The following is a 23,102-nucleotide window of genomic DNA, read 5'->3' on the forward strand; positions in this document are numbered from 1 at the left end:
AACCTAGCGCGTGGATTCCCAAACCCAGGAAAGTAGAAAATATTGCAGTCAGCCGAATCGTCATCAGTCCCTGTCCAGATGAACTCGCACACATTGGATAGCATTCCTACCGAAGAAGTTCTACAGCTTCGATTCACAGGCTCAGAAGCGAATGATCATCAGCTTTCAGCATGGGAGCTCGCGCAGACATTGGAAGGTGTAGCCGGGTTCATTGAAGAAATGCTTCAAGTTTCATCGCAAGGTGAAATGGTTAATGACCCCGTGAAGGTGAGACCGCTTCAGGAAGGTTCTGTTGCCATTGAGTTTGTTGTTAATATTGCAAACTGGGTGGCTGCCAACCCCGAGGGTGCTCTAGCAACTATATCTACAGGCGGAGGCATTTCCTTGACTTCTATTCGGGCAGGAATGAACATCGCAAAACACGGTCTGGCAGAAGATTTCGAGTATCAAGAGCATAATGATACTTATAAAGTGAAGTGGCGTGCTGGATTCTCCGAAGAAGTTCCTGCAAAAGCATGGGAAGCACTTCAAAAGGAAAAGAAAAAGACCCGAAAAAATCTTCAGAAGATACTGGAGCCAATTGGTAATTCTGCACAGCAGCTAGAGATGCGAACAGCGGATACAGCAACTGACTCAGCGAAGCTTATGCAGGAACCTGCAGCTGTGACATACGACCAGGAAGATTATAGGGCTGTCTCCTACGACTATGATGAAGAAGTGGTTCATAAGCGGACTTTTACAGCGGAGGCCAGTTTTACAACTCTAGATTTCCGCCCAGGCAAAAAATGGCGGGTGCGGTCCACCCAGGGTAACCGACTGGCAACTATGGCTGACGACGGGTTCCAAAAGCAAATTGATGAGGGCCTTAAGATTGGTGCAGACGACCTGTTTGAGATTACGGTGTTTGAGGAAACCACTGAAAAAGGTGGACGTACGTCTATTGAGTGGACTATCGTGCAAGTAAGACGAACCAAGATTGGGGATGCACCCCCTATCAACTAAACAAAGAAAGGGCGGGGCGGGGCGATCCATGCAAAGACGACACTTCGAGATTGACCTCTTTTCGCTTGCAATGCTCTTCCTGTCTATTACCTGTTTTATCGTTGCACTAGTAGGCGTGGTGAATCGTGGAACCGCCGTATGGGTGGTGTTACCGCCAATAGCGCTTGGTATCTTTGCGATCTTGACCCTCGAGAAGAAGTAACAGAAAGCCCCAGCCCGCTCAATCGAGTGGGTCGTCGGGGCTTCGTTCTTATCTACTTAGATTCCCCCTGCTTCCTAACCTTGTAACCTTGAGGTCGGTGCGTGCTCCCCTGCCTGGGCGTGAGGCTATCCAGGCTTCTACGGCTTCCTCCGTCCACCCTTTGTATCTGTTGCCGATGATGACGTCGGGTTCTGGGAGTTTGTAGTGTCCCATGGCGCCTTGGGTGATGCCGATTTTTTTGGCGATGTCTCCGGTGGATAGGTAGTGTTTGGTCATTTTCTTTGTTTTTTCCAGGTTTTGATAGCTAATAGGGCTAGCCCGGTGTTCGCGATGGTTACGGGTATGAGCCAGGCCGCCCGCCCACTGGTGGCTAGGAAGGCGAGGGATAGTATGAGGAGCACTGTGAGGGTTGTGTACTGTGTTTTCATGGTGTAGATTTTTTTCCTAGTGGCCTGCTGGCATTGAGGTAGTTGCGTTATCTCAAGTCCAGCAGGCTGTTTTATTTGTCCCAGTCTTTTTTATTTGTCCCAGTCTTTGATGATCTTGGTATTTGTAAGATCCCTAGGGCGATGGCCATGCAGAATACCCCCAGCGCTTTGCAGGCACCGGGGGCTTCTTTTGTTGGGGTTATTGGGCTACATGTACCCGATAATTTCGCTTAGCGGGGTTACATAGGTTGTTTTATTGTTTTGTGCCGGACCACCTTTGAGGATGCCGATGACTTTGCCCTTGTGGTAGACGGGTGCGCCGGAGTCGCCTTTGTAGCTGACGAGTTTAGCGGTCCATATGCGTGCAGGGTATGAGTTGCCGTTTAGTTTTGCTGGTTTGTTAATCAGGGTAGGGTCCAGGACAGTGCCATGCGTCCACGTTGAGGCGTCACCGTTTTTGGAGATAGCGTCACCTTTATTTGGTTTGTATCTGGGGGCCGATGGGGCTACTTTGGTTGGCGTACCTGGTTTTAGTGTGATTCTTGCGAAGTCGTAGCCTGCTTTTTGCTGGAGGCCGTTGTAGGTAATGGTTCCGATGACTTCACCATAGACTTCTACTTTTTTGCCTTCTTCACCGCAGTGTCCTGCGGTGATTGCATATCTTGTGCTGATGACTGTGACTGTGCACATGCCATTGTCTTCGATGTAGATCATGTCGCCGCTTTCAAGTGGTTTTGAGAGGGCTGCATGTGCTGGTGTGGTGGTGAGTGTTGTGATGCCTAGGCATAGTGAGAATGCTAGGGCGATCATTGCTATGAGGCGTTGGGTGCGGGATGTACCAGTGAGCGAGTGTGACGCTGTCATGGTGTGAATCCTTTCGTGTGGATGTGTTGTTTACCTAGGATCTCTAGGAGACGTGCAACACATCTTTCTTAAAACTATTGGATACACAGTCTAAATAAGAAGAACGACATGACTTTAGCGCTATTACACGCTGCCTTCCTCATACAGTACAAGACCCCGATTCTCTTCTCTTACGAAGAAAGATATTTGCTTTAGAAATACAGGAAGCAAACGCACCCTGTCCCGAGCCAGTAGCTTCGTCGGCTACTTCAGCTTTAGCGTCGGTGATGTCGTTGGTAGTGCAAAGGCATGATGATTCAATATCGATACGGCGCATGATTTAAGATGGGTCCTCATCTCGACCCCTCAAAGATATTTCCTCTGGAAAGTTGCTCATCACGTCGTCTTCTTCAATCAGGAAGAGCGCAGACACAAACCATACCAGACCTCTTGTACCCTTGATGAATGCCCAGGCTCCTGCATTGATCGCCAGTCCCAGGCCGACAGTATGATTTCCTGCCGCTGCTACCCCCACCCCTATAACTGACGTAGATCCTGCGAGTAGGGACCAGGTAAGCACAGAGCTCCAGTTTTTGCGTAGTTCCTCTGAATATAAGCGTCGAACGTGCTTCAGTCCGTTCGCAGAGCTTTGATAAACCATTGAACATGCAAACACTGCGACTGCAACAACGATAGAAGTGAAAGAAACAACTGCAGTTAGAAAAGAGAAGAAGGCACCTTCTTGATCTGGGGTCACGTTGGCAGGCAGGGGAAAGACGACAGACAGAACCAGCACAGCAAACATCAAAAGGATATCTATCCATAGCCGTACAGAGTAATAGTCAAGTGCTCTGTCTTTCATGCGTTCTCGTTTCTTAAGATGCTCTGTAGCTGAGTGCTTTTTGGACCTCTTCTTCTAACCTTAACAGTTCTAGCTTGACTGCCTTGAGAAGACTTGAAAATGTTAGAGTTGCTCGTTCGGGCGGTGAGAAGTAGATAGTCGAGGCCATTTCATGATCGATGAGGTCAAGGATGACTTCGTCGTCGTCAATGACAGCCGTAGCTTTTTGTACACTTCCGTGCCAGAGACCGTCATTAGTTGCTAATACTTGTTCCAGCATCTCCTCTTGGACGTTTCGTTGATTCTTACTGTCCTTTACATTTAATAAAATTTCGACTTCCCCGCCGAGTGGCTTGGCGATTAAACGGCTAGCCTTCCGAGGGCCCTTTCCCTGAATAAGGGCGCCCTTGAGAGTGTGAGGGCTCTCAATAAATTTTGCTGTGTACTGTTTGACCCGGTTCGCGCGTTTTAGCCGTTCAATATCAGCCGGAACTATGAGCCCTTTATGAGCCCAGTTAACTCCTTTCTCAGTGGCAAAGAAATGATTGAAAAATGTTGAGACTGCTCGTTGTCTTGGAACGCTGATGCTTGAGCCTCTTGCGATGGCGGCGACTAGCGTGCCTTGGATTTCAGTAATGGCAACAGCCGATGCATGGGCTAGGAGAATGCCACTGCCCTGAGATTCAAGCTTAAAGTCAGCAACAGATTCTTCGCCCCGATTAATTTGGCTCATCAGGGAGGGATCTAGTTGCTTATGCATACCGATAGTTGCAGCACGCCGTCGTTCATCAACCTCGATTTCATAGACGATTCCATCGATAGTTCTTTCTTCCATGGAAAGAGCCATAATTTCTTTGAGCGCTTCTAGCCAGTTCTTTGGGGCTGTGGGGTCGTCTCGCCGCTTCCCCATTGGATTGGTCAGCACTCTGTATAGGCGGTAGAAGTTAACCGCTCTGTGAAAATCATCAATGGATTCATCGTATTTTTTCGGAGTCATGGTTAAAAGATACGGTTATTGCCCCTTACTCCCCGGTAACTTACAGCTTTGAGGTAGTAAAAACCTGCTCCCCTTGTAACAAAGGAGCAGGTTTCACTCACTGCGGAGGTTAAGCTGATGAACTGTTGGTGTCCGCATTGCCCAAGGCTAGCGGCTCACACCGAGCTTTTGCATCCAGTATTCCCTAACAAGTTGCTCTTGTCCGCCCTCTTGTTCCAAAATTCGAAGTTCTCGTTCACAGTCGCGAACGTAGCTCTGTGATTCTCTAATTTCCAAGCTAAGAGAGCCGAATCTATCAACCCATTCAACGGCTTCATGAGCTGTGCGAATATTCTGAGCATACGCGCTGTTCATTGTGCGCGCGAGGCGGTAGATTTTCGGCATAGAGTCACGGATAGCATGCACACTCGGTACACCAATACTTGATTTTGTTTGAAGAATTCCTTTTGCTTTCGTAGCGCTTAGCTTTATATCCGCCTCACCATAGACCGAGATGCCAAGAGCGTCCATAGCCTCAAGGAATGGAAGAATGCGACTGGCATAAGAATTTGTAAGACCACCGAGAAAACAGCCTTTATGGTAGGCAAACACATATTTCTCGTCTGGCCCAGGCGCACTGAGTGTTTGGCGCTGGCCTACAAGTCGTACCTCTACAACTTGGTTGATGGACTCGCCCGGCGCTGGGCGGCCCAATAGCTGAGCGATAGGTTCTATAGCTTCCTTTTTCCCCCTCGAAAGTGTTCGCGTTCCATAGTCAGATGCAAGTTTCAGGCGACGCTCCCCTGCATCGAAAGCACCGATTTCTTGCAACACCTCTACCAGCTCCAGAGAAGCAGTGCTGATGGGCGATGGGATGAACTGGCTTTGGTCATGCACCCGTTTCCAGTTTTCATGCCCTTGCTTCCAAGTTCGAGCGGCTTCTGTGAATGTCTGAGCACGCGCCTCGTCAAGGATCCTTGCTGCTTCCTGGTTTGCCAACGCTATCTCGTCGATGTTCACAGCATTCAAAGCACTCTCTTTGACTTCAGCAAATATTTTTTCGGCCTCTTTTTCAACCTGTTCTTTCAGAATGCCCTCACGTATCTCCACCTGTTTAGCGATTTCTGCTTCAATAACAGGCTGTGCTTCTGCCATAACTTCTTTTTTGAGTTCTGCCTGCTGTTTATGCACAGATTGCTGGGCACCTTCAAGGATTTCTTGAGCCCTGCGCTGTGTTGATGCAATGAGCTCAGCATTTACCTGTTTTGTATGCGAAAGCTCATTTCTAGCCTCAGTAATGTATCGAGTGAGATTGAGTGCTTCTAGCCCACCGCTAGCTTGGATGATTCCTTCGAGGTGTTGTATCTGCTGGATAAGCGCAGCTTGCTTATTTGCAAGGTCGGCGATCTCCTGCGCCATGTTTTTGATGGTCGTAGTCTTGAAAGCAGATTTGAAGTGTGCCGTGACTTGCTCTGGTGTAACTGGTTGGGGGTGCATGAGGTTAAAGATACGATTAATTGTTCTTACTCCCCGGTAACTTACGGCTTTTAGGTAGTAAAAAAACCTGCTCCTTTTGTAACAAAGGAGCAGGTTTCACCCGCAGGAGTAGCTCAGGCCACCAAGTCCTCACCGATGATGCTCATGGGGCGCGCTCGCGCCCAGGCGTTCAGGAGCCGATCGGTGACGCCCAGTTCGCGGGCTACGCGTACCGGGTCGTCAGGGTAGATTGCCGCGACCTTGTGGAACTCGGCTGGGTCAATCAGGTACTCGGCTGCCTGTAGGTCGCGTTTGGACTCTATGGCGGGGGACTTCATGGCATGAACGTAGGTTGCGTCCCCTGCTTGTACGTGCATGAGGTCGTGAGTGAGGGCGCATCGCTCTTGGCGCTGGGTGAGTCTTGGGTCGATGATGATTTGCTGTCCGTCCCAATAGGCGTGCAGGCCTCCGGCCAGTTTGCGGTAGACGATCGCAACGCCGAGGCGTTCGGCCAGGGCGTAGGGGTCACGGTTAGTCGTCGTAATCAACGCCCTTCTCCTCGTCTGAGTCGTAGGCGGCCAGGACGTAGCCAGCGCGGGTTTCAGGGACCCACTCCCCTGCCTTGTTGTAACGACCACCAGGACGCTGGTCCGTGGCTTGGCTAACTTGGATAGAAAGGACGGCACGCTCGGCACACTCAATTACATCACTTGGCAGTACATCGAGGGCAAGACATACAGCTTCAAGTTGGTCCAAGGTAAGCGACCCAACATCATTCCAAATAGTTTTGGACACCTTGGCCTGGCTCAGGCCAGTCGAGTTAGCCAGATCCGTTTGTGAAAGACTTCTACGTCCCATGAGGCTACGGATTTCAGCGTTGACTGCATTACTGAAGGCTGTTGCTTGGCTACTTTTGTTCGTTCCCATGTGTAATAAATTATCACAAATAGAAAATTATTACTTAAAAACGCTTGCCTAGTTATTCCAATTGTAATAATGTATGAATATCCAGAGCAGGAGGCAGACATGACACCCACCGAACAAGTAGCCCGAAGCGTTGACCAGCTAATGCACTACCAGGGCAAGACGACCAAGGAGCTTGCTGAGCTACTCGAAGTTTCAGAACCGCGAGCCAGCATGATTCGCAACGGTAAGGCCGATATAAAGCTAGACCAATTCTTCACTATCGCAGACTGGCTCAAAGTTCCAATGCGAGACCTGCGAAACGGGTTCGAACTTACCCCGATAGCCGCCTAATTTTTTACCCTAACTATTCCAATTGGGATATTACGCTCGCAACTCCCCTACCCGTACCTACACCCCAAGGAGAAACCCAATGCCCTGGCTAAAGCTCACTAGATTCAGCTTTGATATCCGGCAGCGCATCCAACGGTTCCATATCTTCGCTCAGGAACAGCACGCCGTTGCTCTTCAAAGAGTGACAAAAAATGTCGTGGTAAGCCTTAGTTCTCTCTATAGAGAAGCCGCGCTGATACTCAAACTCATACGTCGTAAATCGATTCAGGGCAAAAGCTCGAGCCTTATCACCTTGGCTAAGTACCACAGAAAAATATTCTCCACCGTCTCGCAGAAACTTCATTATCGAACCACGCATAGCCTGAACGACCTCACTAGAACATTCAAGGCGAAGCGAAGAACCGCCAGCCAGGTGGAAGACGATTTCAGCATTTTTGTCTGACATTTTAGCCCCCTTCATTTATACGTCCTTAAGTATCTCGTTAAACCGCCCGGCGCGGAAACCCCGCCCGTATCTACTCAAGGAGAAACCCAATGCCCTGGACCGACCTACTCACCCCGTTCCCCGGCGGTGACCGCCGCGTCGCACTTATCCATTTCCGAGCTTCCCTCAAGAAGCTAGATGCCCTGGCAGAAGTTGCAATCAACGACAGGTCTGACCTAGGGACCGTCTGGCCGGAGATTATCGAAGAAGCCAGCAAGCTACGTGACAAGCTGGTGACCGATAACGAAAAACGGGCACTGCGAGAACTCAATTCTCTGCTCATGGACCGTAAGTTACTCGGTGCTGTCAAAGCCCGCGACGGCAACATCTGCAGGTTCTGCGGACTGACTGTGAACTGGGAAATCCAGGGTGCAGGCCAAGCAGGAACTTTCATACCGCTCGATATGCGTATGCCAGTGCATGACCCAGAAGTGGTCTTTGTGGGGTGCAGGTCCTGTTACCGCCTCAGATGGAGCGGAAGCAAAGAAGGCAAGCCCCAGGTAGGCCCTAATCCTCTTCCCGAGTAGGTAGCGGGTTCCATGCGTGGTCGAAGATAAAGCATCGGTCTTCTAAGAAGGCCGTGGCACCAGCTCATCAAAACCGGCGGGGTCATAGCCATCAGGTAGCTCGAACTCATAGATATCTTCACTGTAAAGAACTACCGCTCTACCGGCGTTCGACTCGAAGTCATCAAGATGAACGACTACCAAAGGAGCCCAGTTCCGGCGTTTGTCATTGATCCTCACGTAGTGGTGAATAAAAGCCACTACCTCCGCGGGGGCCTCAAACAGAACGTTACGGGCCGGTGAGTTATCTCTAATTCGACCAATCATTATGAACCTCCAAATATCCACTGGGCTACAGCCCTTGTAGCTCACACCCAGTATCTCGTTAACCACCCCGAAAGGACACATCTCATGTCTAAAACTATTTCATCCCTTGAACCCCGGGACGATGTTGTTCTGGTTGACCGGCTCTACAAGCTCGAAGACGCGGCCGAGCTGCTGGGCTACGAATCAGCGAACTACCTGCGCGAGATGATCCACGCAGGTAAAGCCGAGTACGTCGACCTCAACCCCAATGGCAACCGCCCGGTATTCCGAATGCGCGCGAGCCAAATCAACCGGCTTATCGACTCCATGACCTTTGGTTCCGCTCAACGGTTGCAGGGGCTGGCCTCATGAACCTCACCACCGTTACCCGCAAATCATGCCCGGCCTGTGAATGGGCCGAAGAGCGCAGCTCACGAACTGCGCTAGGCCGTCTGGCTGATGAAGAAGAACTTGAGCTGTTGCTCGCTGAGCACCAGCGGAACAACCACCAGAAGGAAGAACAATGACCGCAACCGTTGAAATGGTCCACGAGCGAGTGGGCATCGTCATCACCCGCGAGGACACCCCGCGCCACCTGGCCGCCCAAGAGGTCCAGTACCGGGCCTACAAAGACCCTAAGCGCCGTGCTGAGGCCCGCCGTCAGGCTGTCGATTATGCCCTGTCTCGTGCGCTGGAACCTCGCTCCCCTATCACCATTGACTGGGCCACCAACGAGGTCTTTGCTTCTGAGGGTGGCTGGACACGCCAGATCGCTACCTTCACCACTGAGCAGTATCAGATTGAGCAGGTCCCGGCGGTGGCGGCATGAGGCTAAGGAATTGGCTTGCACTGCTGGGCCTGCTGGCTTTCCTGGGGCTGGCTAACCCCGCTACCGCCAACGGTGGCACCCTGGCCGCCCTCACCCTAGTTCCAGTGCTCATCTACACGATGCCGGCGTTTGGACGCTCTGGGGGTGGCCGGTGAGTATTCTTCCCGAACCCCGTATCACCGAGCCGCGTTTCTGGGTCAAGCGAGCCAGTGAGCCTGCTGTGCTGGTGCTCCGTAAACAGCGGGTGCTGAGTACCCAGCGTATTGCGGTGGAGCTGGCCGAGAAAGCCGCGGAGCTACGCGCCGAAGCCCACCAGGTAGACCGCGTGATTGAGGCTTACCGCCGTGAGCACGGCCTAACCGCTGAGCAGATCCGGCAGGCTCGCAGACACAGCTCATTCTTTAGCTACCGCAATCCGATGGGCTAGAAAGCCTCGAATTCTTTGTCCGTAAGTTTCCCCAAAAGTTTCCACCCAAGAAAGACCTTCCCCAATGACTACCATGACTATCACCGACCTGGAGCTCTCCCAGGTTTACCCCAACCCCAACAACGTTCGTGAAGCCCTAGGCGACGAGCAGGGCCTGGACGAGCTGGCCGCTTCTATCCGCAAGGTGGGCATCATGCAGCCCCTGGTTGTTGCCAGTCACCCTGCCCGCCCCGGTGACTTTGTTGTCATTGCCGGCCACCGCCGTCTGGCCGCCGCTAAACGCGCTGGGCTTCTGACTATCCCCTGCGTCGTCACTGACCGGTTCGATGGTGATGCTGAGCAGATTGCCGCCATGCTTACCGAGAATATCCACCGTGAGAACATCACCGCTGTGGACGAGGCCCGCGCTATCCAGCAGATGCTGGACCTACCTGGCTTTGACGTTGAGCGGGTCGCGCAGACTATTAGCAAGTCGGCGTCTACTGTTCGCCGTCGTGCACAGCTGTTGGGTGCTGGTGAGCAGGTTCTTGCGGCGGTCAAGGAGAAGAAGATTGACCTTTTCCAGGCTGAGGAAATCGCTAAGTACAGCGATGAGCCCGACCTAGCGAAAGACATGACCGAAGCTGCTGAGTCCGGTGATGACTGGCGCTGGAAGCAGGCTACTAGCCGGGCCGCCGGCACCTTGGAGTGGCGTCAGTCTGTTGATAAGCTCCGTGAGCACCTGACCGGCCTGGGCTATGAGCTGATTAATGCTGAGCAGACCAAGCTACCGGAATACCGGTATCTCCAGCCTTTTTATTTTGACGAATTGCCAACAAAGCCGCAGGAAGTGCTGGAGCTTTCGAACTACATTATCCCGCAGAAAGCCCTCGATGAGTACGGTAAGGATTGCTTGCGGGCATATCTGAGTCACGGCTCTCAGCGGGTCCAGTGGTACGCCTTCATTGAGAAGCAGGAGGAAGAGGCTGCTGAGCCTGAGCTGACTGCTGAGGAAATCGCGGAGCAGGAAGCTCGTGAAAAGGTTGAGCTGGCCCTGCGCGTTGAGCACCCAAAGTTCAAAGAGCACCTGGAGGAGCTGGTCCATAAGCCGGCCAAGCTCAAGGGCACCGCTCATGCCGCCCTGATCGCTGCTATCTGCGACAGAAACTACACGCTGAGATCCGTTCTGGAAATTTGTGGTATCGACCATGACCCTGAGGATAAGGACCTGCGGGAAAAGGGACGCGCCAAGCTCGCTGAGAAAACTATCGACCAGCTCGCCTACGCCCTGTTCTTATATGAGGTCATCAACTTTAACAGCTCCGGCACGAGCAATCTTTACAGGCTGAATGAGCATGACCCGGCGCAGAACGGGAATTGGGCCGCCCGCAAGTTTGAGCTCTTAGAGAGTGTCTACGGTATTGAGCCGGGTGAAGCCATCAAGCAGGCCCGGGCCTTTTGGGAGCCAGCTCTGCCTGGGACTGAGGCTGAGGCTGTTAGTGATGAGGTGAACTTCTAATGACCGGCTATCGCTATCGTGACCCTGCCCGCACCGGCGGAACTGAAACCACAGCGCCTACCCAGGCACCCGCCCCGGCCCCTGCTCCGGCCGTCCGCCGGGTTCCGAATCCTGCGGCTGTGGCTCAGGCTTTGCGGGCCAAGGACGCCCGCATCAAGGAACTGGAGTCCGAGCTGGACGATACGACCGAGAACTACGACACCTTGGCCGGTATCAACGAAGGCCTGAAACAGGCGCTGGTGGACATGACCAAGCGGGCCGAAAAAGCGGAGGAAGAAACCAGAGCACTCAAGGTTGAAGCCGAGCAGACCAGCATCACCAAGGTCCTAGAGGAAGAACTGACAGCAGAGCGAGCTAAGAACGCCGAACTCACCGCTAAGACCAAGGAGCTGCAGGCCCAGCTCGCCCGCTCGCGCCGCAAGGTTCAAGAAGCCCACAGAACCGCCCAGGAGCACGCGGGCGCAGCAGTAACCATCAGCACCAGCGGTGTGGAGCTCCACGGAACCTACGCACGAGCACCTATCGAGCAGATCACAGGCACCCTGAACCAGGCTTTCGAACTTTTCGTAAGGAGCGCAAGTGACAGCCACATTGCTGACGCTCGCCGCTAAAGGCTTCGCCACGGTCTTACTGACTGCCCTGCTGGCAACAGCGCTCACCCTGGCAGCGACCGTGGCCATCAACCCCGCACAGCCCCTAGCCCCTGCCGCAAAAGCTCGCCTACAGGCTTACCTCACCGACCACGAGCAAATAGACAGCCCACAAGGCTACAGCCTCCAAGACATCATCAACATACTCGACGAACAGGAGAAAAGCCCATGACCAATAAAACTATTACCCTCTACACCAAATCAACCGGCTGCCAGCCCTGCAACCTGACCAAACGCAAGTTCGTGGATGTCGGTATCGCTACCAAAGACGAAAACGGCCACCTCATATCAGCCATCGACGGTGTCACTCTCAAGGTCTACGACGTAGACAAAGAAGAGAACCGCAAACTCGCAGAAGAACTCGCCCATCAAGGCATCACCTCAGTACCCGTCGTCATGCTCAACTTCGCCCTCGAACCCGAAGACGCAGTCCCTTGCGACTACTGGCGCGACTTCCGACCCGACCTCATCGGAGCACTAGCCAACCAACTCACCGAGGAATAACCCCATGACCCAAGAAATCCAGAACTTCAGCTTCAACAGCTTCCTGCTACGAGCAATACTCATCAGCGGCAACCCCTACTTCATAGCCAAAGACGTAGCCAACGCACTTGGGTATGCCCAAACCGGCCACATGCTCCGAATGCTAGAAGAGGAAGAAAAGGGGACCCACAAAGTGGATACCCCTGGCGGAACCCAGCAAATGAGCACCATCACTGAATCAGGGCTCTACAAAGCAATCTTCAACTCCCGCAAACAAGAAGCAAGAGCTTTCAGTAACTGGGTAACCCACGAAGTCCTACCCACCATCCGCAAAACCGGCCAATACCAGGCAGCCCAGACCCTCGAACAGCGCTCGCTGGCGATCATGCAGGAACTCACCGCTGTAGTCCAGGAGCAGAAGGCTCAGCTTGAGGCCGCTCAGCCCAAGGTAGAAGCCTTTGAGGATTTCTTGAGCGCTGAGGGGTCTTGCTCGGTCGGTGACGCCGCCAAGGTGCTGCAGCGGGCTGGAATCGACGTCGGTCCACTGCGGCTCTTTCGGGAGCTGGACGCGCGTGGCTGGACCTACCGCCGTGCCGGTGAGCGCCACATCAAGCAGACCGCTATTGAACGCGGCTACCTCACAGCCAAGGCCCAGAGCTACTACGACCAGAACGAGGGCGTCCGCAAGGTAACTACCCCGCAGGTACGCGTAACAACCAAGGGCCTGACTCGGCTCCGGGAGCTTCTGCTCCCACCCATTGAAGAACTTGCACAGCTAGAACGATAGGAACAAACGAAATGGACGGATATTCAAATCTCACTCAGGCTATCCAGGACGGTGTACGCATTGACTGGGAGCAGTTGGACGGGCGCCCGGCCAAATGCGTACACCCCGAGATGGGGACGCTTACGCAGAAGATGGAGCGCATCCAGAACGATGACCCCAGTAATTATCTCGCCTGGACTAATGAATCAATTGTCTGGGAGTGGGCGTTTGAGCTCGCATGGCAGAACGCATCAGGCTGGTCGCTGTGGGTTGAGAGCGAGATACCCGTCGAGCTCCTCACCGCAGACGAGCTAGAGCCGGGTACAGGGTTTCTAGGCAAAGACCTTGATAGCGGGACCAAGGGCAACTGGATTACCTACAGGGTAGATGCAGACCCTATCCGCGCCAAGCTCATTGACGCGAAGCTACAAGAGATTGACGCGCCAGCCGATGAAATCGAAGTTATCGAGGTCTACGGAATCGGCACTCTACAGGCCCCCAAGGAGGAAGCATGACCCGCCGTTTACAGCCTCCGCCTCACCCGGTCACCAGCTACCCACCCGTAGACAACAGGCTCAGGAACAGCTGGAAGGAATACCGCAACTTCCTAACCTCCCTGTCCCCCTTCTACGCCCACTTTGCGGTGTTCCAAGGAGCCCCAGACCACGAGACAGGTCACCCCTCAGACTGGGCAGGTAACTACTACTTCACGCCACCAGACCAATACGGCCACAGGCTCCCACGGAAACTCAAAAAACAGCTCCGCCAGGAAACCCTACAAGCCGCATTCATCTACCACCCGACCTCCCGCTACACACCGAAAGAGGTTCTACTATGACCCTGACGTTCAGGCCACCATCAACCGGCTCCAAGAGGACGACCTGACCGACTACGACCCAGAGACAGGAGAACAAAAATGAGCGAAGAACTATTTGTTCGCTCTGAACACCTGAACCAAGCGTTCATTGCGCTGCTCCCTTTCACGAGTAAGGCCAAAGAGGAAGACCGCGTTGACGGCGCATACGCCATGCACGAAGTCATCCATCTGAATATCACGCAGACCGGCAAGCTAGCCGTTTCTGCGTTCAGCAAGACAGGTGATTGGGCTATCGCGTTACTGCCCCTTGCTGACTATGAAGGGGCTGTAACTGACTTCGCTATCCACAGAGACGAAGCGTTGCTTTTCACTAAAACCTTTCGCCCACGAAAAGACCAGGAGAACCTCCTGCGTATCAGCATCGACCACACTGAAAGCGAAGCTAAAGGTAAAGACCAAACCGGCACCTACATCGAGTACCGACGATCGACCATGCTTCGTATCTCCGAGGAAGGGCAACTATTCGGCGCGAGAATCAGCCAGTTCGCCGGAGCTGATGCCCGCCATCTCACTCTACCGAACCGGTGGGCGCAAGTAGCCTCCGAAGCAGTCGTCGCAGGAGAAACCACCCGCGAATTCAGGCTCACCCCCGAAGATATCTCACCGCTCTCTAAAGCATGCAGAATCTACGGGACACCCCTGCTAAGTATGAGCGGATTCAATCTCCTGGCCCGCTTCGCAGGAGACTTCATCGCCTGTTGTCGTATCGATGGAGCCCACGACGAAAGAAAAACTGACTCTGAGCACAGCGTTGACAGCTGGGCGGAAGAAATCTTCACAGCATCCGAGTTCTTTCCTCACCACACAGTCAGGGAACAGCTCACCAGGATCAAAGAAGTCCCAGTCACCCACCTCTAAAAATGAACACCACAATCCAAAGGAGCCCACCATGGACCGCAGCTTTACACCTCGCATTCGAGTTCATGGAGCTAGAGCATGAGTTGGCTCAAAGTATCCGATGCCTTCGCTATGCACCCGCTTCTGCTGCAGGTGCTGGAGTTTCCCGAAGCCGACGACCGTATCCTCAACGAGTTCGCGGGCTTCATTACCCGATGCGGTACCAGCGCCGCCGCCTATGAAACCGACTACATCATCACCAAGGGTATGGTGCAGACACTGGCCGGCTCTTTCGCCCGTAATAAGGTTCTCTGCGACCTCGCGCTACGCATCGGCATCTTTACAGCCATGAAAGACCCCAAAGGCCGCATCGTTTACAAACTCATCGAAGAAGAAGACCTAGTCCACATGGTCGAGAAAGCAGAAAGACTCTGGAGGAACCGCCGACAACAAGATAACCGCAACCCCAAACTGACCGTACCAGTTCGAAAACGAGACGGTGACGAATGCCGCTGGTGCGGGCAAATCGTCAACTGGAACAACGACCGCAAAAGCGGCCGCGCAGGCACCTACGACCATCTCAACCCAGGCCAGGGCTCCGCCACACCGGAGGAAATGGTTGTCTGCTGTAAAACCTGCAATAGCTCCAGGCGAGACGACGCCCCCAGCTGGGATAAGACGTTGAGACCAGCCCCTGAGACTCCGTACTATTCCAAAGCAACCGTCACTTACCTTGCAAAGCACAACGTCAAGGTCACCCCCAGCGACTCCCTCCCCATCGAGGTAGCAGGCGCTGAACCAACAATCTCGCTCACCCCCGTCGAGCCCGCCACCGCGGTAGAGACGACCCAGGTTGAGCCCGCCACAGTTGAGCCTGAAAAACCGGCTCCTGCGGCGCCGGCTCCCAGGGCCACGACTCCCCACAAGGCGCGTGCACCGGAGGCAGAGACCTACGAGATTGACCTGAACAACCTTGAGCAGTCCATCGCCCAAGCGCCGGACTGGGTTCGTGCTGAGTGGCAGAAGTCAGAATCAGGCAGATTCGGGCAGATATCCACGGTGGCAGACCTGGGTTTGTCGGGACGGGACGGGACGGGAAGTAGAAATACTAACCACAAGAAAGACTCAGTGGCCTTAGAGAAAGCCACCAGTGCACCTAAGCCTAGAAGAAGGCGCCGTAGAAGGAGAAAGAAGAAAAGCAATGAGCAGTAAACCTATGAGTATTTGGGGGCCTCCAACAAAGCCCCGTATTCCCAAGGGCACGGTACCCAAGAGCTTCACGATGACAGCCCAGGAACTCCGCGAGCGCGAGGTGAAAGGTGGTGGGTTTGGTGCCTGAGCATGTTGTTGATGACCCTGGTTGTGGTTGCTGGGGGTGTATTGAAGAAACTAGCCTGCGTTCGAGGGCTTCTAGTGCTCTGGGGCTGTTGGCAAAGGAGCGACGTCGGGTTGATTTGGTAGGGATTGGTGAGGATGCGCCGGTGGAGTACTGTCTGATTGACCAGTTGCAGCAGTGTCTTACGAATTCTGCTGGTGGTGCGAATGTCGGGCGGGGCCGTCCTGGTCTTCCTTATGATGTTGCGGCGTCGGAGATGTGGACTGCTCTTTGGCTGGACTTACGGAACGATGTTATGGATTGTGCAATCTTTAGCGAACCTGATACCCCTCAGCATCATGCCTTGGTGTTGGTTGAGGCTGTTGATGGTTTGCCGGTTGATTGGCTGGAGCAGAGGGTTCTGGTGTGGGAGTTCTGGTGTAGGTCGATTCAGGCGCATGTGCATCCGTCTCGGAAGACTCCGGTTGAGGGGCCTTGCCCTAATCCTGAGTGTCGGCAGACCCGTTGGGCTTCTTATGATGAGGAGGGTGATCGTGTTTCGGATACGGCACTTGTTGTTACGTGGGAGGCTGATGTTGTCTCGGGCATGATGTGTCGGTGTTGTTTCTCTGCTTGGGGTAGAGGTGATCTGCTTGGGCTGGCTCAGGTGCTCAATGAAAATCTTGGGCAGGTTCTTGCGGGCGGGGGCTAGGGGCTGTTAAAGTTGTGAGTGCATCGGTTTACTGTATCCAAAACCAGTAAATAACTTCGAGAGCCTTCACCTATCGGTGAGGGCTCTTGTTGTTTAAGGTGCGGGAGCCTTGGGGAAGGCTTGCGGATTATAGCCAGGTCTTGACGAGTGGACTTTAGCGGCGTCGTTGCTTCATGGAGCAGCGGCGCCGCCTGGCTTTGATGGGTGTTGGAGTAATTGGCAACTCGCTGGGCCTTGGTCCTAGTGTTCCAGGTTCGAGTCCTGGGCGCCCAGCTGCGCTACCTGAATTGATTCACATCTTCATATCGCTATGGGATTCAGCATGAGGTAGCGCTTCATTCTTTTGGAACTTTTATAGGGGGGGCTTGTGGAATTAAGGCTTGATGATGGCTTGGAAGAGTAAGAGCTCGCGGACTACTCCCCTACCTCCTGACTGGTACCGCCGGCGGGCTATCGTGCTCAAGCGTGATGGACACAGGTGCATGCACATCCGTGAAGATACCGGTCAGCGTTGCACTGAACGCGCTACGGATGTTGATCATATCGGTGAGCCTGATGACCACCGTATTCACATGCTGCAGAGTTTGTGCTCGTGGCATCACCGTCAAAAAACAGGTAGCCAAGGTGGACGGCAAGTGCGAAAGAAGCGAGTCCGTCCGTCTCATCCCGGGCTGATTCCTGAGTGAGTCACCCCCCTTGGAGGGCCCCCGCCCCCCGCGCGACACCCCCCCGCTCCGTTCTGGGTCTCGCGGCGTGTACGGGTCTGGGGGAACTGAGTTTTTGCAAGTGAAACAGCGTTTTACTGCTTTCGTGAGGTGGTGATTCTTGTGGCTGGAGTTGGTCCGGCGGCGAATCCAAATGCGGTTCGGCGTAACAAGAAGCCTGAATTTACCAAACTCCAGCAGGATGGTGAGATTCGTGGCTTTGATTTGCCAGGTGGTGTGCTCGGTGAAGACTCTGAGGGTAAGCCCATCGGGTGGCACCCGATGACCATTCGCTGGTGGGAGAATTGGCGCACTTCACCCCAAGCCTCTCGTATGCTCTCCGCACCTGACTGGGATTACCTGCTCGACACAGCGCTGATTCACCACAACATGTGGCGTAACGGACGCTGGGATTTCGCCTCTGAAGTGCGCCTGCGCGTGGCCAAGTTCGGTGCCACCCCTGATGACCGTAACCGTCTGCGGGCCGAGATTGTCACTATCCCTGAGGTCGGGGACGTCCGTGCTGAGGATATCCCCAGCCTTTCCGTTGCCCGTAGTCGCAGAAAGGCGCTGCTGGAAGAAGAGGAATAAGTCATGGCTCGCACTCTTGTGAAACCTGCTGGGGCTAACCGTGAGCGCTCACTGGGTTTCTTGGCCTGGTGGTGGATTGAGACCTTTTTGATTAATGGCCCCGGCGACGTCCGAGGTACGCCAGTTCGCCGAGGAAATGAATTCGGCGGCTTTATAGTCGATTGCTACCTGCTCGATGAGAACGGCGACCGCCTTGTCGATTCGGCTTTCTTCTCTCGCCCAAAGGGTTGCGATAAATCAGGGCTCGGCGCTCATCTGGCTCTCTTTGAGGCTTTTGGACCCTGTCGCTTTGATGGGTGGGCTTCTGGGGGCGAATTCTACGAGTTTCTTGGCAAACGGTACTACTATGAGCCGGGTGAGCCCATGGGCCGACGGGTGGTTGACCCCATGATCCGTATTATGGCCACCGAGGAAGGCCAGACCGGAAATACCTACGACAACATTTATGTGAATCTCACCGAGGGGCCGCTCTCTGCGCTCGTTGCTGAGGGCATGGATGTTGGTTATACTCGCGTGAAATTGCCTGATGGTGGCGATATCGTTCCCACCTCATCGGGCGCGGCGTCAAAGGACGGTGGCAAGGAAACCTTCGTGGTCTTTGACGAAACCCACCTTTACAATCTCCCACGCTTACGGAAGATGTACGACACTGTCACGCGAAACCTCAAGAAGCGCGCCAAGGGTGCTGGTACCTGGTATTTGGAAACCACGACTATGTACGCCCCGGGGGAAGATTCCATTGCAGAGCGAACCTACAACCTGGCCCGCAATATCCAGGACGGAAAATTCCGTGGCCGGCAGCGTCTACTCTATGACCACCGTGGTTCTCAGCTCTCTGACCTGAGCGACATCAATGCTCTGAAAGAAGCAATCATCGAATCCTACGGTGAGGCCATGGAATGGAACTCGGTAGAGGCAATCATCGATGATATCTATGACCCGCGTTCAACCGTCAATGACTCCCGCCGGTACTTCCTCAATGCCCTGGTCGAAGGCTCGAACGCATGGCTCCGACTGGACACGCTGGAGAAGGCAACTAAGGGCCTACCTGACCGATGGGGCGAAATTATCGAAGATGGGGAAGAAGTTACCTTGGGCTTTGACGGCTCTCTCACCAATGATGCCACCGCCCTGGTCGCCTGTCGTGTCTCAGACGGACTACTCTTCCCGCTCTGCATTCAGGAGCGCCCGGACGGCCCCGAAGCCCGAGACTGGCACGTGAACGAGAAAAAGTTTGACTCGGCCGTACGACTAGCTTTCCAGCGATTCACGGTCGTTGGCTTCTTCGCTGACCCTCCTTACTGGCAGGATTGGCTCGATAAGTGGGAGCGAGACTTCAGCGAAGAGCTGCGCGTCGCTTCAAGCGCTGGCTCAAAAATCGCTTTCTACACCGCGCACGATACCAAGATGCACTTCGCTCTTCAGCGCCTGAAGATTGCTCTTGATGACGGTCGCGCAAAAATCATTCCCAACCGCCAGCTGGTCAGGCATTTTCAGAACGCTCAGAAATGGACGCGCTCGCGGAACATGGAGGTCATTGGTAAGGAGTCGCAGAAGTCCCCGCGCAAGATTGACGCGGCGATTGCCGCCACCCTGGCCTATGAAGCTCGTGCCACCTTCATCAAGAAGGGCGTTACAGAGAAGCCCAAGCAGACTTTCGTACCCCGCCGTATCTACTAACAAAGGAGGTCCCACGTGGCTTTTGATAAAAACCTGCTCAAGACCCCCGATAGTGATGAGTGGTGGGTAGCACGGCTCTCTAAGACCCTTGCTGAGCGTAGACCACGCATCGAAGAGCTACAGGCTTGGCTCGATGGCAAACCCCCGGCACCCTGGCAGCTCGATACTAAGGCCCAAGATGGCTATGAGCGTTTACTGAACGTTGCCTCTCTAAACCTTGCTGAGCTCATCGTTTCGTCCACCCTCTACCGTACTCAGGTAGAAACTGTGCGAGCCGGTACCAACCCAACGGATGAGCAAACTGAGGCGATGAATGCGGCCTTGCTGGAAACTGACGCTAATGCCCATTTCCGGCAAGCTATTGAGTGGATGCTTTCGCTCTCGGTTGCTTACTTGCTGGTGAGAGAAGATGAGAGTGCAGACGGTGAGAGTGTTGGCCGGCTAAGCGCGGAGCACCCAGCTGAGATGATTGCTGAGGCTGATCCCGTTGACCCTGCGAAAAATGTAGCAGCGCTCAAGGTCTACCGCGATGACACCCACGACCGTGATGTACTGGTGCTTTACCGGGATGGATACATGAGGGTTGCTTATAAGCTGGGCACCTCAACTATTTTCAGAGAGAAGATCTCTTTACGTGGCTTCGAATGGGCAAAAGAGTCTGATAAGGACGAACCCCCTGGAACCCTGAAGCTATCTCAGCCTGGTGTCCCTGTCTATACCTTGCAGAACCGCTTTGGTAAGGGTGAGTTCGAGAAGCATATCCCGCATATGCAACGTATCAATCACATCATTCTGCAGCAGATGATTATCACGGCCATGCAGGCATTCAAGCAGCGGGCCATCAAGGGCGTACCGATTGCAGACCCTGAGACCGGTGAAGCGATTGATTACAGCAATATCTTTACCTCTGACCCTGGCAGCCTGTGGATGCTCCCTGAGAGCGCCGAAATCTGGGAGTCAGGCACCGGCGATATCAACCAGCTCATCACATCCATTACCAAGGATGTTGAGAGGCTGGCTATCGCCGCCCAAGCCCCGCTCTACGCGCTCTCATCAGACGCTGCTCAGCAGTCTGCGGCGTCCTCCGAGCTCATGCGTGAAGGGCAGATTTTCAAGGCAGAAGACCTGCAGAAACGCCTCACCCCTCGCTTTGCCGCCGCTGTGAGCCACATGTTGCGCTTCTCCGGGCAGGACGCGCTCGCTGACCGCCGGCAGATGCGTGTGGTCTGGGCACCTGCCCGCCGGTCCTCCCTCCTGGAGCGCGCTCAGGCTGGTCAGCTGGCGATTGCATCGGGCCTGCCGGTGCAGACGGTTGCTGAGCTTTTCTTCGAGTTCTCACCAGCGCAAATCCAGCAGATGGAGGCCTACCGTGCTTCGAATGCTCTACTTGATGCCGGGCGCGGCCAGGGCCTGTTGGCAGGTCTGAACCTCGATACCACAATTGCCGAATAGTGCGAGGAGGTGGTGCCCATGGCCCAGGTCAGTCAGAAGCTGATGCAGACGGTCATGGGCGCTGACTCCCTTCACTCGCGTATGTTGGCCATGCTCATGGAGGCTCTGGGAGCTATCTGGGGGTCTTTCGATGGCTGGTATGACGATGACGCGGTGGAGCGGGCAGCCGCGCTCGCTGCTGAGGCTGAGACCCGGGCACTGAAACAGATTTACGAGATCGCCGCTGCCAGTGCTCGGGAACTGATGAATCAGGTGGGCGCCTCCCCGACCTCTGAGGCCCCAGCTGGGTTTGAGTATCCCCGCCCGGTGGACCCGGTGCAGGTCTGGAAGCGCCCGGCCGAGCAATACCGGTACGCGCTCTCAGAGGGTAAGAGCGAAGTCGAAGCCTTGGACGCCGCCTTTCAGCGAGCCACTCACATCGGCAAAGACAACGCCCAGCTGACCAAACGAAATGCCAGCATCACCCAATTCCGCCGCTCTGAGAAAGTCATTGGCTACCGGCGCATTATCCACCCTGAGCTCTCTCAAAGCGGTGTCTGCGGCCTGTGTATCGTTGCGGCTGACCGTATCTACTCTATGGAGGACCTGGCCCCCATTCATGGTGGCTGTAACTGCTCGGTTGCCCCCGTCACCAAATCCAATGACCCGGGGCTCTCTCTCAATCGGGAAGACCTGGACGCACTCTATGAGGCAGCACAGGGCAACGACTACAAGAACCTGAAAAACATCAGAGTCACTAGTTATGAGCACGGTGAGCTAGGCCCGGTGCTAGTACGCGTTGGTGAAAATTACCTGACCCCGGACGATGCGCAGAAACGCCGGCGCAAGAAAAAGCCGCCCTATGTTGTCCCTGGTTCTCGCTCCAAGACGCTCACCCCTGCTGATGCACAGAAACGCCTCTCTCGCGCCATGCTCCAGAAAGAGGGCTATAGCAAGAAGTGGGAAGCACTCAAGGCTCAGGGCATCAAGCCCGACGACGCCCGGGCGGCCGGATTCATCTACGGCATGCGACGGGCTGAGAAAGACATCCAGAAATACCAGAAGTTACTCAATAAGGAGGCCGCATGAGCAAGGTTTATCTACTTGCGGGCCCGCCGGGTGCGGGCAAAAGCACCTACGCCCAGAAACAATCAGCCGAAACGGGTGGCGTCGTCATTGACTACGACCAGTATCTGGCCGTGGCCCCTGACGCAGACACCGCTGAACGGTGGCGGTTGGAAGCGGAAGGCAAAGCCCACGAGCTAGGCAAGAATGTTTACATCGTTCGGACCCTAGCTAAGGCTGATGAGCGCGCCGCCGCTGCCGAGCGTATCAAGGCCGACGAAACCATCGTGCTACTAACCTCGTCTGAGGTCTCCAAGGCCCGTGTCTCTGAACGCGACGGTGACGATTCCAAGCACCAGGCGATCGATGCCTGGTGGCAGGATTACACCGGGAACGAAGGCGAAACTACCATCACCTTTGACGGAGAAGAAGACCCAGCCACCGAGAGTAACGAACCTGAAGACGGTGTTCGGGACGACCAAGAAGAACCCGCCCCGGCTACGGACCCAGGCCAAAACAACGAGGAGCACCCCACCGAACCACCTGGACAAGCCCAAGAAGAGCAAGATACAGAGCTACAGGCCATCATCGATGCGGCCCGCGAGGAAGAGCGAGCCAAGGTAGCCGAAGAATTCGCTCTCGAACGCTTCAATACCCATCTGAGCGCTGCGGCAACAGCACGAAAACTCAACACAGGAGCTCTCGACCTGTTGCAAAGCTCCCTGTCACCTCATGCCTTCATCAACAAAGACCACTCAGTAAACACTGAGAAACTCACCGCGTTCCTAGATACCTTTACCCGCCACGCTCCCCGCGATAGCCACGCTGGCCACCGCGGAACCACAGCGGTATCAGGTAAAGCGCTAGGCAAAGCGCTCGCTGACGAATATCTCAATCGAAAAGGACGGTAACCTAC

General features: G+C 54.5%; 32 protein-coding genes and 1 tRNA gene. 24 read left to right on the forward strand and 9 right to left on the reverse strand.

What is annotated here, in order from left to right; translation table 11 throughout:
* Positions 1-93 precede the first annotated feature (93 nt).
* Complete coding sequence (locus tag ACN085_RS02750) at positions 94-1,002, forward strand: hypothetical protein (protein WP_419110505.1); 909 nt, start codon at positions 94-96, stop codon at positions 1,000-1,002.
* 250 nt (positions 1,003-1,252) lie between these two features.
* On the opposite strand, the gene ACN085_RS02755 is transcribed toward ACN085_RS02750, so the two are convergent.
* The 7 genes from ACN085_RS02755 to ACN085_RS02785 all read right to left on the reverse strand — a co-directional run bounded on the left by ACN085_RS02755 (position 1,253) and on the right by ACN085_RS02785 (position 6,695).
* Positions 1,253-1,480 carry an XRE family transcriptional regulator gene (locus ACN085_RS02755; protein ID WP_419110506.1) on the reverse strand — a complete coding sequence of 76 codons (228 nt, stop codon included), beginning with the start codon at positions 1,478-1,480 and terminating at the stop codon, positions 1,253-1,255.
* 359 nt (positions 1,481-1,839) lie between these two features.
* Complete coding sequence (locus tag ACN085_RS02760; protein WP_419110507.1) at positions 1,840-2,496, reverse strand: trypsin-like serine protease; 657 nt, start codon at positions 2,494-2,496, stop codon at positions 1,840-1,842.
* A gap of 319 nt (positions 2,497-2,815) precedes the next feature.
* Positions 2,816-3,337, reverse strand: coding sequence for a hypothetical protein (locus ACN085_RS02765; RefSeq protein WP_419110508.1), 522 nt, complete (start codon positions 3,335-3,337; stop codon positions 2,816-2,818).
* A gap of 13 nt (positions 3,338-3,350) precedes the next feature.
* Positions 3,351-4,313 carry a hypothetical protein gene (locus tag ACN085_RS02770; RefSeq protein ID WP_419110509.1) on the reverse strand — a complete coding sequence of 321 codons (963 nt, stop codon included), beginning with the start codon at positions 4,311-4,313 and terminating at the stop codon, positions 3,351-3,353.
* Positions 4,314-4,460: 147 nt separating this feature from the next.
* On the reverse strand, positions 4,461-5,711 hold the full coding sequence (locus ACN085_RS02775; RefSeq protein ID WP_419110510.1) for a hypothetical protein: 1,251 nt from the start codon (positions 5,709-5,711) through the stop codon (positions 4,461-4,463).
* A gap of 191 nt (positions 5,712-5,902) precedes the next feature.
* Positions 5,903-6,316, reverse strand: a complete 414-nt coding sequence (locus tag ACN085_RS02780) for an ImmA/IrrE family metallo-endopeptidase (RefSeq protein ID WP_419110511.1) — start codon at positions 6,314-6,316, stop codon at positions 5,903-5,905.
* A complete protein-coding gene (locus ACN085_RS02785) occupies positions 6,300-6,695 on the reverse strand; it encodes a helix-turn-helix domain-containing protein (RefSeq protein WP_419110512.1) in 396 nt (131 codons plus the stop codon). Before ACN085_RS02785 ends, ACN085_RS02780 begins: the two co-directional genes overlap by 17 nt.
* A 99-nt stretch (positions 6,696-6,794) precedes the next feature.
* Between ACN085_RS02785 and ACN085_RS02790 the strand changes: the two genes are divergently transcribed.
* Positions 6,795-7,025 (forward strand): helix-turn-helix domain-containing protein, encoded by a 231-nt coding sequence (locus ACN085_RS02790; protein ID WP_419110513.1) that lies wholly within the window; start codon positions 6,795-6,797, stop codon positions 7,023-7,025.
* A gap of 88 nt (positions 7,026-7,113) precedes the next feature.
* Here ACN085_RS02790 and ACN085_RS02795 read toward each other — a convergent pair whose 3' ends face one another.
* On the reverse strand, positions 7,114-7,470 hold the full coding sequence (locus ACN085_RS02795; protein WP_419110514.1) for a hypothetical protein: 357 nt from the start codon (positions 7,468-7,470) through the stop codon (positions 7,114-7,116).
* Positions 7,471-7,559: 89 nt separating this feature from the next.
* Here ACN085_RS02795 and ACN085_RS02800 point away from each other — a divergent pair, with 89 nt between their 5' ends.
* On the forward strand, positions 7,560-8,036 hold the full coding sequence (locus ACN085_RS02800; RefSeq protein WP_419110515.1) for a hypothetical protein: 477 nt from the start codon (positions 7,560-7,562) through the stop codon (positions 8,034-8,036).
* Positions 8,037-8,078: 42 nt separating this feature from the next.
* On the opposite strand, the gene ACN085_RS02805 is transcribed toward ACN085_RS02800, so the two are convergent.
* Positions 8,079-8,342 carry a hypothetical protein gene (locus ACN085_RS02805; RefSeq protein WP_419110516.1) on the reverse strand — a complete coding sequence of 88 codons (264 nt, stop codon included), beginning with the start codon at positions 8,340-8,342 and terminating at the stop codon, positions 8,079-8,081.
* A gap of 84 nt (positions 8,343-8,426) precedes the next feature.
* Here ACN085_RS02805 and ACN085_RS02810 point away from each other — a divergent pair, with 84 nt between their 5' ends.
* The 21 genes from ACN085_RS02810 to ACN085_RS02910 all read left to right on the forward strand — a co-directional run bounded on the left by ACN085_RS02810 (position 8,427) and on the right by ACN085_RS02910 (position 23,097).
* On the forward strand, positions 8,427-8,693 hold the full coding sequence (locus ACN085_RS02810; protein WP_419110517.1) for a hypothetical protein: 267 nt from the start codon (positions 8,427-8,429) through the stop codon (positions 8,691-8,693).
* Positions 8,690-8,848, forward strand: a complete 159-nt coding sequence (locus tag ACN085_RS02815) for a hypothetical protein (RefSeq protein ID WP_419110518.1) — start codon at positions 8,690-8,692, stop codon at positions 8,846-8,848. Before ACN085_RS02810 ends, ACN085_RS02815 begins: the two co-directional genes overlap by 4 nt.
* A complete protein-coding gene (locus ACN085_RS02820) occupies positions 8,845-9,150 on the forward strand; it encodes a hypothetical protein (protein ID WP_419110519.1) in 306 nt (101 codons plus the stop codon). Before ACN085_RS02815 ends, ACN085_RS02820 begins: the two co-directional genes overlap by 4 nt.
* Positions 9,147-9,305: a hypothetical protein gene (locus ACN085_RS02825; RefSeq protein ID WP_419110520.1), complete on the forward strand. Its 159-nt coding sequence runs from the start codon at positions 9,147-9,149 to the stop codon at positions 9,303-9,305. Before ACN085_RS02820 ends, ACN085_RS02825 begins: the two co-directional genes overlap by 4 nt.
* The gene (locus ACN085_RS02830; RefSeq protein ID WP_419110521.1) at positions 9,302-9,577 is read left to right on the forward strand and encodes a hypothetical protein; all 276 of its coding nucleotides are present in this window, start codon (positions 9,302-9,304) and stop codon (positions 9,575-9,577) included. The genes ACN085_RS02825 and ACN085_RS02830 overlap by 4 nt, the downstream gene beginning before the upstream one ends.
* Positions 9,578-9,641: 64 nt before the next feature.
* Positions 9,642-11,075: a ParB/RepB/Spo0J family partition protein gene (locus ACN085_RS02835; RefSeq protein WP_419110522.1), complete on the forward strand. Its 1,434-nt coding sequence runs from the start codon at positions 9,642-9,644 to the stop codon at positions 11,073-11,075.
* Positions 11,075-11,686 (forward strand): hypothetical protein, encoded by a 612-nt coding sequence (locus ACN085_RS02840; RefSeq protein ID WP_419110523.1) that lies wholly within the window; start codon positions 11,075-11,077, stop codon positions 11,684-11,686. Before ACN085_RS02835 ends, ACN085_RS02840 begins: the two co-directional genes overlap by 1 nt.
* Positions 11,655-11,897 carry a hypothetical protein gene (locus ACN085_RS02845; protein ID WP_419110524.1) on the forward strand — a complete coding sequence of 81 codons (243 nt, stop codon included), beginning with the start codon at positions 11,655-11,657 and terminating at the stop codon, positions 11,895-11,897. Before ACN085_RS02840 ends, ACN085_RS02845 begins: the two co-directional genes overlap by 32 nt.
* Entirely contained in the window at positions 11,894-12,229 is a 336-nt protein-coding gene (locus tag ACN085_RS02850) for a hypothetical protein (protein WP_419110525.1), read from the forward strand. The genes ACN085_RS02845 and ACN085_RS02850 overlap by 4 nt, the downstream gene beginning before the upstream one ends.
* A 4-nt stretch (positions 12,230-12,233) precedes the next feature.
* Positions 12,234-12,995, forward strand: a complete 762-nt coding sequence (locus tag ACN085_RS02855) for a phage antirepressor KilAC domain-containing protein (RefSeq protein WP_419110526.1) — start codon at positions 12,234-12,236, stop codon at positions 12,993-12,995.
* Between the two features lie 11 nt (positions 12,996-13,006).
* The gene (locus tag ACN085_RS02860) at positions 13,007-13,489 is read left to right on the forward strand and encodes a hypothetical protein (protein ID WP_419110527.1); all 483 of its coding nucleotides are present in this window, start codon (positions 13,007-13,009) and stop codon (positions 13,487-13,489) included.
* Positions 13,486-13,812, forward strand: coding sequence for a hypothetical protein (locus tag ACN085_RS02865; RefSeq protein ID WP_419110528.1), 327 nt, complete (start codon positions 13,486-13,488; stop codon positions 13,810-13,812). The genes ACN085_RS02860 and ACN085_RS02865 overlap by 4 nt, the downstream gene beginning before the upstream one ends.
* A 78-nt stretch (positions 13,813-13,890) precedes the next feature.
* Positions 13,891-14,709, forward strand: coding sequence for a hypothetical protein (locus ACN085_RS02870; RefSeq protein WP_419110529.1), 819 nt, complete (start codon positions 13,891-13,893; stop codon positions 14,707-14,709).
* A gap of 78 nt (positions 14,710-14,787) precedes the next feature.
* Positions 14,788-15,900, forward strand: coding sequence for an HNH endonuclease (locus tag ACN085_RS02875; protein ID WP_419110530.1), 1,113 nt, complete (start codon positions 14,788-14,790; stop codon positions 15,898-15,900).
* 1,016 nt (positions 15,901-16,916) lie between these two features.
* Positions 16,917-16,988: transfer RNA gene (locus ACN085_RS02880), tRNA-Gln, on the forward strand.
* 110 nt (positions 16,989-17,098) lie between these two features.
* On the forward strand, positions 17,099-17,401 hold the full coding sequence (locus tag ACN085_RS02885) for a hypothetical protein (protein ID WP_419110531.1): 303 nt from the start codon (positions 17,099-17,101) through the stop codon (positions 17,399-17,401).
* A gap of 141 nt (positions 17,402-17,542) precedes the next feature.
* On the forward strand, positions 17,543-18,010 hold the full coding sequence (locus tag ACN085_RS02890) for a hypothetical protein (RefSeq protein ID WP_419110532.1): 468 nt from the start codon (positions 17,543-17,545) through the stop codon (positions 18,008-18,010).
* 3 nt (positions 18,011-18,013) lie between these two features.
* Entirely contained in the window at positions 18,014-19,690 is a 1,677-nt protein-coding gene (locus ACN085_RS02895) for a hypothetical protein (RefSeq protein WP_419110533.1), read from the forward strand.
* Positions 19,691-19,705: 15 nt separating this feature from the next.
* The gene (locus ACN085_RS02900) at positions 19,706-21,142 is read left to right on the forward strand and encodes a phage portal protein (RefSeq protein ID WP_419110534.1); all 1,437 of its coding nucleotides are present in this window, start codon (positions 19,706-19,708) and stop codon (positions 21,140-21,142) included.
* A gap of 18 nt (positions 21,143-21,160) precedes the next feature.
* Entirely contained in the window at positions 21,161-22,210 is a 1,050-nt protein-coding gene (locus ACN085_RS02905; protein WP_419110535.1) for a hypothetical protein, read from the forward strand.
* Positions 22,207-23,097 carry an AAA family ATPase gene (locus tag ACN085_RS02910; RefSeq protein ID WP_419110536.1) on the forward strand — a complete coding sequence of 297 codons (891 nt, stop codon included), beginning with the start codon at positions 22,207-22,209 and terminating at the stop codon, positions 23,095-23,097. Before ACN085_RS02905 ends, ACN085_RS02910 begins: the two co-directional genes overlap by 4 nt.
* Positions 23,098-23,102 lie beyond the last annotated feature (5 nt).

The sequence above is a fragment of the Rothia sp. P4278 genome (genome assembly GCF_048512945.1).
In the GTDB taxonomy this organism is placed as follows: Bacteria; Actinomycetota; Actinomycetes; order Actinomycetales; family Micrococcaceae; genus Rothia.

Excerpts from the sequence above, each read along its gene's own strand:
- ACN085_RS02755 (WP_419110506.1), bottom strand. The coding sequence starts at position 1,480 with ATGACCAAACACTACCTATCCACCGGAGACATCGCCAAAAAAATCGGC.
- ACN085_RS02760 (WP_419110507.1), bottom strand. The coding sequence starts at position 2,496 with ATGACAGCGTCACACTCGCTCACTGGTACATCCCGCACCCAACGCCTC.
- ACN085_RS02765 (WP_419110508.1), bottom strand. The coding sequence starts at position 3,337 with ATGAAAGACAGAGCACTTGACTATTACTCTGTACGGCTATGGATAGAT.
- ACN085_RS02770 (WP_419110509.1), bottom strand. The coding sequence starts at position 4,313 with ATGACTCCGAAAAAATACGATGAATCCATTGATGATTTTCACAGAGCG.
- ACN085_RS02775 (WP_419110510.1), bottom strand. The coding sequence starts at position 5,711 with ATGGCGCAGGAGATCGCCGACCTTGCAAATAAGCAAGCTGCGCTTATC.
- ACN085_RS02785 (WP_419110512.1), bottom strand. The coding sequence starts at position 6,695 with ATGGGAACGAACAAAAGTAGCCAAGCAACAGCCTTCAGTAATGCAGTC.
- ACN085_RS02790 (WP_419110513.1), top strand. The coding sequence starts at position 6,795 with ATGACACCCACCGAACAAGTAGCCCGAAGCGTTGACCAGCTAATGCAC.
- ACN085_RS02795 (WP_419110514.1), bottom strand. The coding sequence starts at position 7,470 with ATGTCAGACAAAAATGCTGAAATCGTCTTCCACCTGGCTGGCGGTTCT.
- ACN085_RS02800 (WP_419110515.1), top strand. The coding sequence starts at position 7,560 with ATGCCCTGGACCGACCTACTCACCCCGTTCCCCGGCGGTGACCGCCGC.
- ACN085_RS02805 (WP_419110516.1), bottom strand. The coding sequence starts at position 8,342 with ATGATTGGTCGAATTAGAGATAACTCACCGGCCCGTAACGTTCTGTTT.
- ACN085_RS02810 (WP_419110517.1), top strand. The coding sequence starts at position 8,427 with ATGTCTAAAACTATTTCATCCCTTGAACCCCGGGACGATGTTGTTCTG.
- ACN085_RS02815 (WP_419110518.1), top strand. The coding sequence starts at position 8,690 with ATGAACCTCACCACCGTTACCCGCAAATCATGCCCGGCCTGTGAATGG.
- ACN085_RS02820 (WP_419110519.1), top strand. The coding sequence starts at position 8,845 with ATGACCGCAACCGTTGAAATGGTCCACGAGCGAGTGGGCATCGTCATC.
- ACN085_RS02825 (WP_419110520.1), top strand. The coding sequence starts at position 9,147 with ATGAGGCTAAGGAATTGGCTTGCACTGCTGGGCCTGCTGGCTTTCCTG.
- ACN085_RS02835 (WP_419110522.1), top strand. The coding sequence starts at position 9,642 with ATGACTACCATGACTATCACCGACCTGGAGCTCTCCCAGGTTTACCCC.
- ACN085_RS02840 (WP_419110523.1), top strand. The coding sequence starts at position 11,075 with ATGACCGGCTATCGCTATCGTGACCCTGCCCGCACCGGCGGAACTGAA.
- ACN085_RS02850 (WP_419110525.1), top strand. The coding sequence starts at position 11,894 with ATGACCAATAAAACTATTACCCTCTACACCAAATCAACCGGCTGCCAG.
- ACN085_RS02855 (WP_419110526.1), top strand. The coding sequence starts at position 12,234 with ATGACCCAAGAAATCCAGAACTTCAGCTTCAACAGCTTCCTGCTACGA.
- ACN085_RS02860 (WP_419110527.1), top strand. The coding sequence starts at position 13,007 with ATGGACGGATATTCAAATCTCACTCAGGCTATCCAGGACGGTGTACGC.
- ACN085_RS02865 (WP_419110528.1), top strand. The coding sequence starts at position 13,486 with ATGACCCGCCGTTTACAGCCTCCGCCTCACCCGGTCACCAGCTACCCA.
- ACN085_RS02870 (WP_419110529.1), top strand. The coding sequence starts at position 13,891 with ATGAGCGAAGAACTATTTGTTCGCTCTGAACACCTGAACCAAGCGTTC.
- ACN085_RS02875 (WP_419110530.1), top strand. The coding sequence starts at position 14,788 with ATGAGTTGGCTCAAAGTATCCGATGCCTTCGCTATGCACCCGCTTCTG.
- ACN085_RS02885 (WP_419110531.1), top strand. The coding sequence starts at position 17,099 with ATGATGGCTTGGAAGAGTAAGAGCTCGCGGACTACTCCCCTACCTCCT.
- ACN085_RS02895 (WP_419110533.1), top strand. The coding sequence starts at position 18,014 with ATGGCTCGCACTCTTGTGAAACCTGCTGGGGCTAACCGTGAGCGCTCA.
- ACN085_RS02905 (WP_419110535.1), top strand. The coding sequence starts at position 21,161 with ATGGCCCAGGTCAGTCAGAAGCTGATGCAGACGGTCATGGGCGCTGAC.
- ACN085_RS02910 (WP_419110536.1), top strand. The coding sequence starts at position 22,207 with ATGAGCAAGGTTTATCTACTTGCGGGCCCGCCGGGTGCGGGCAAAAGC.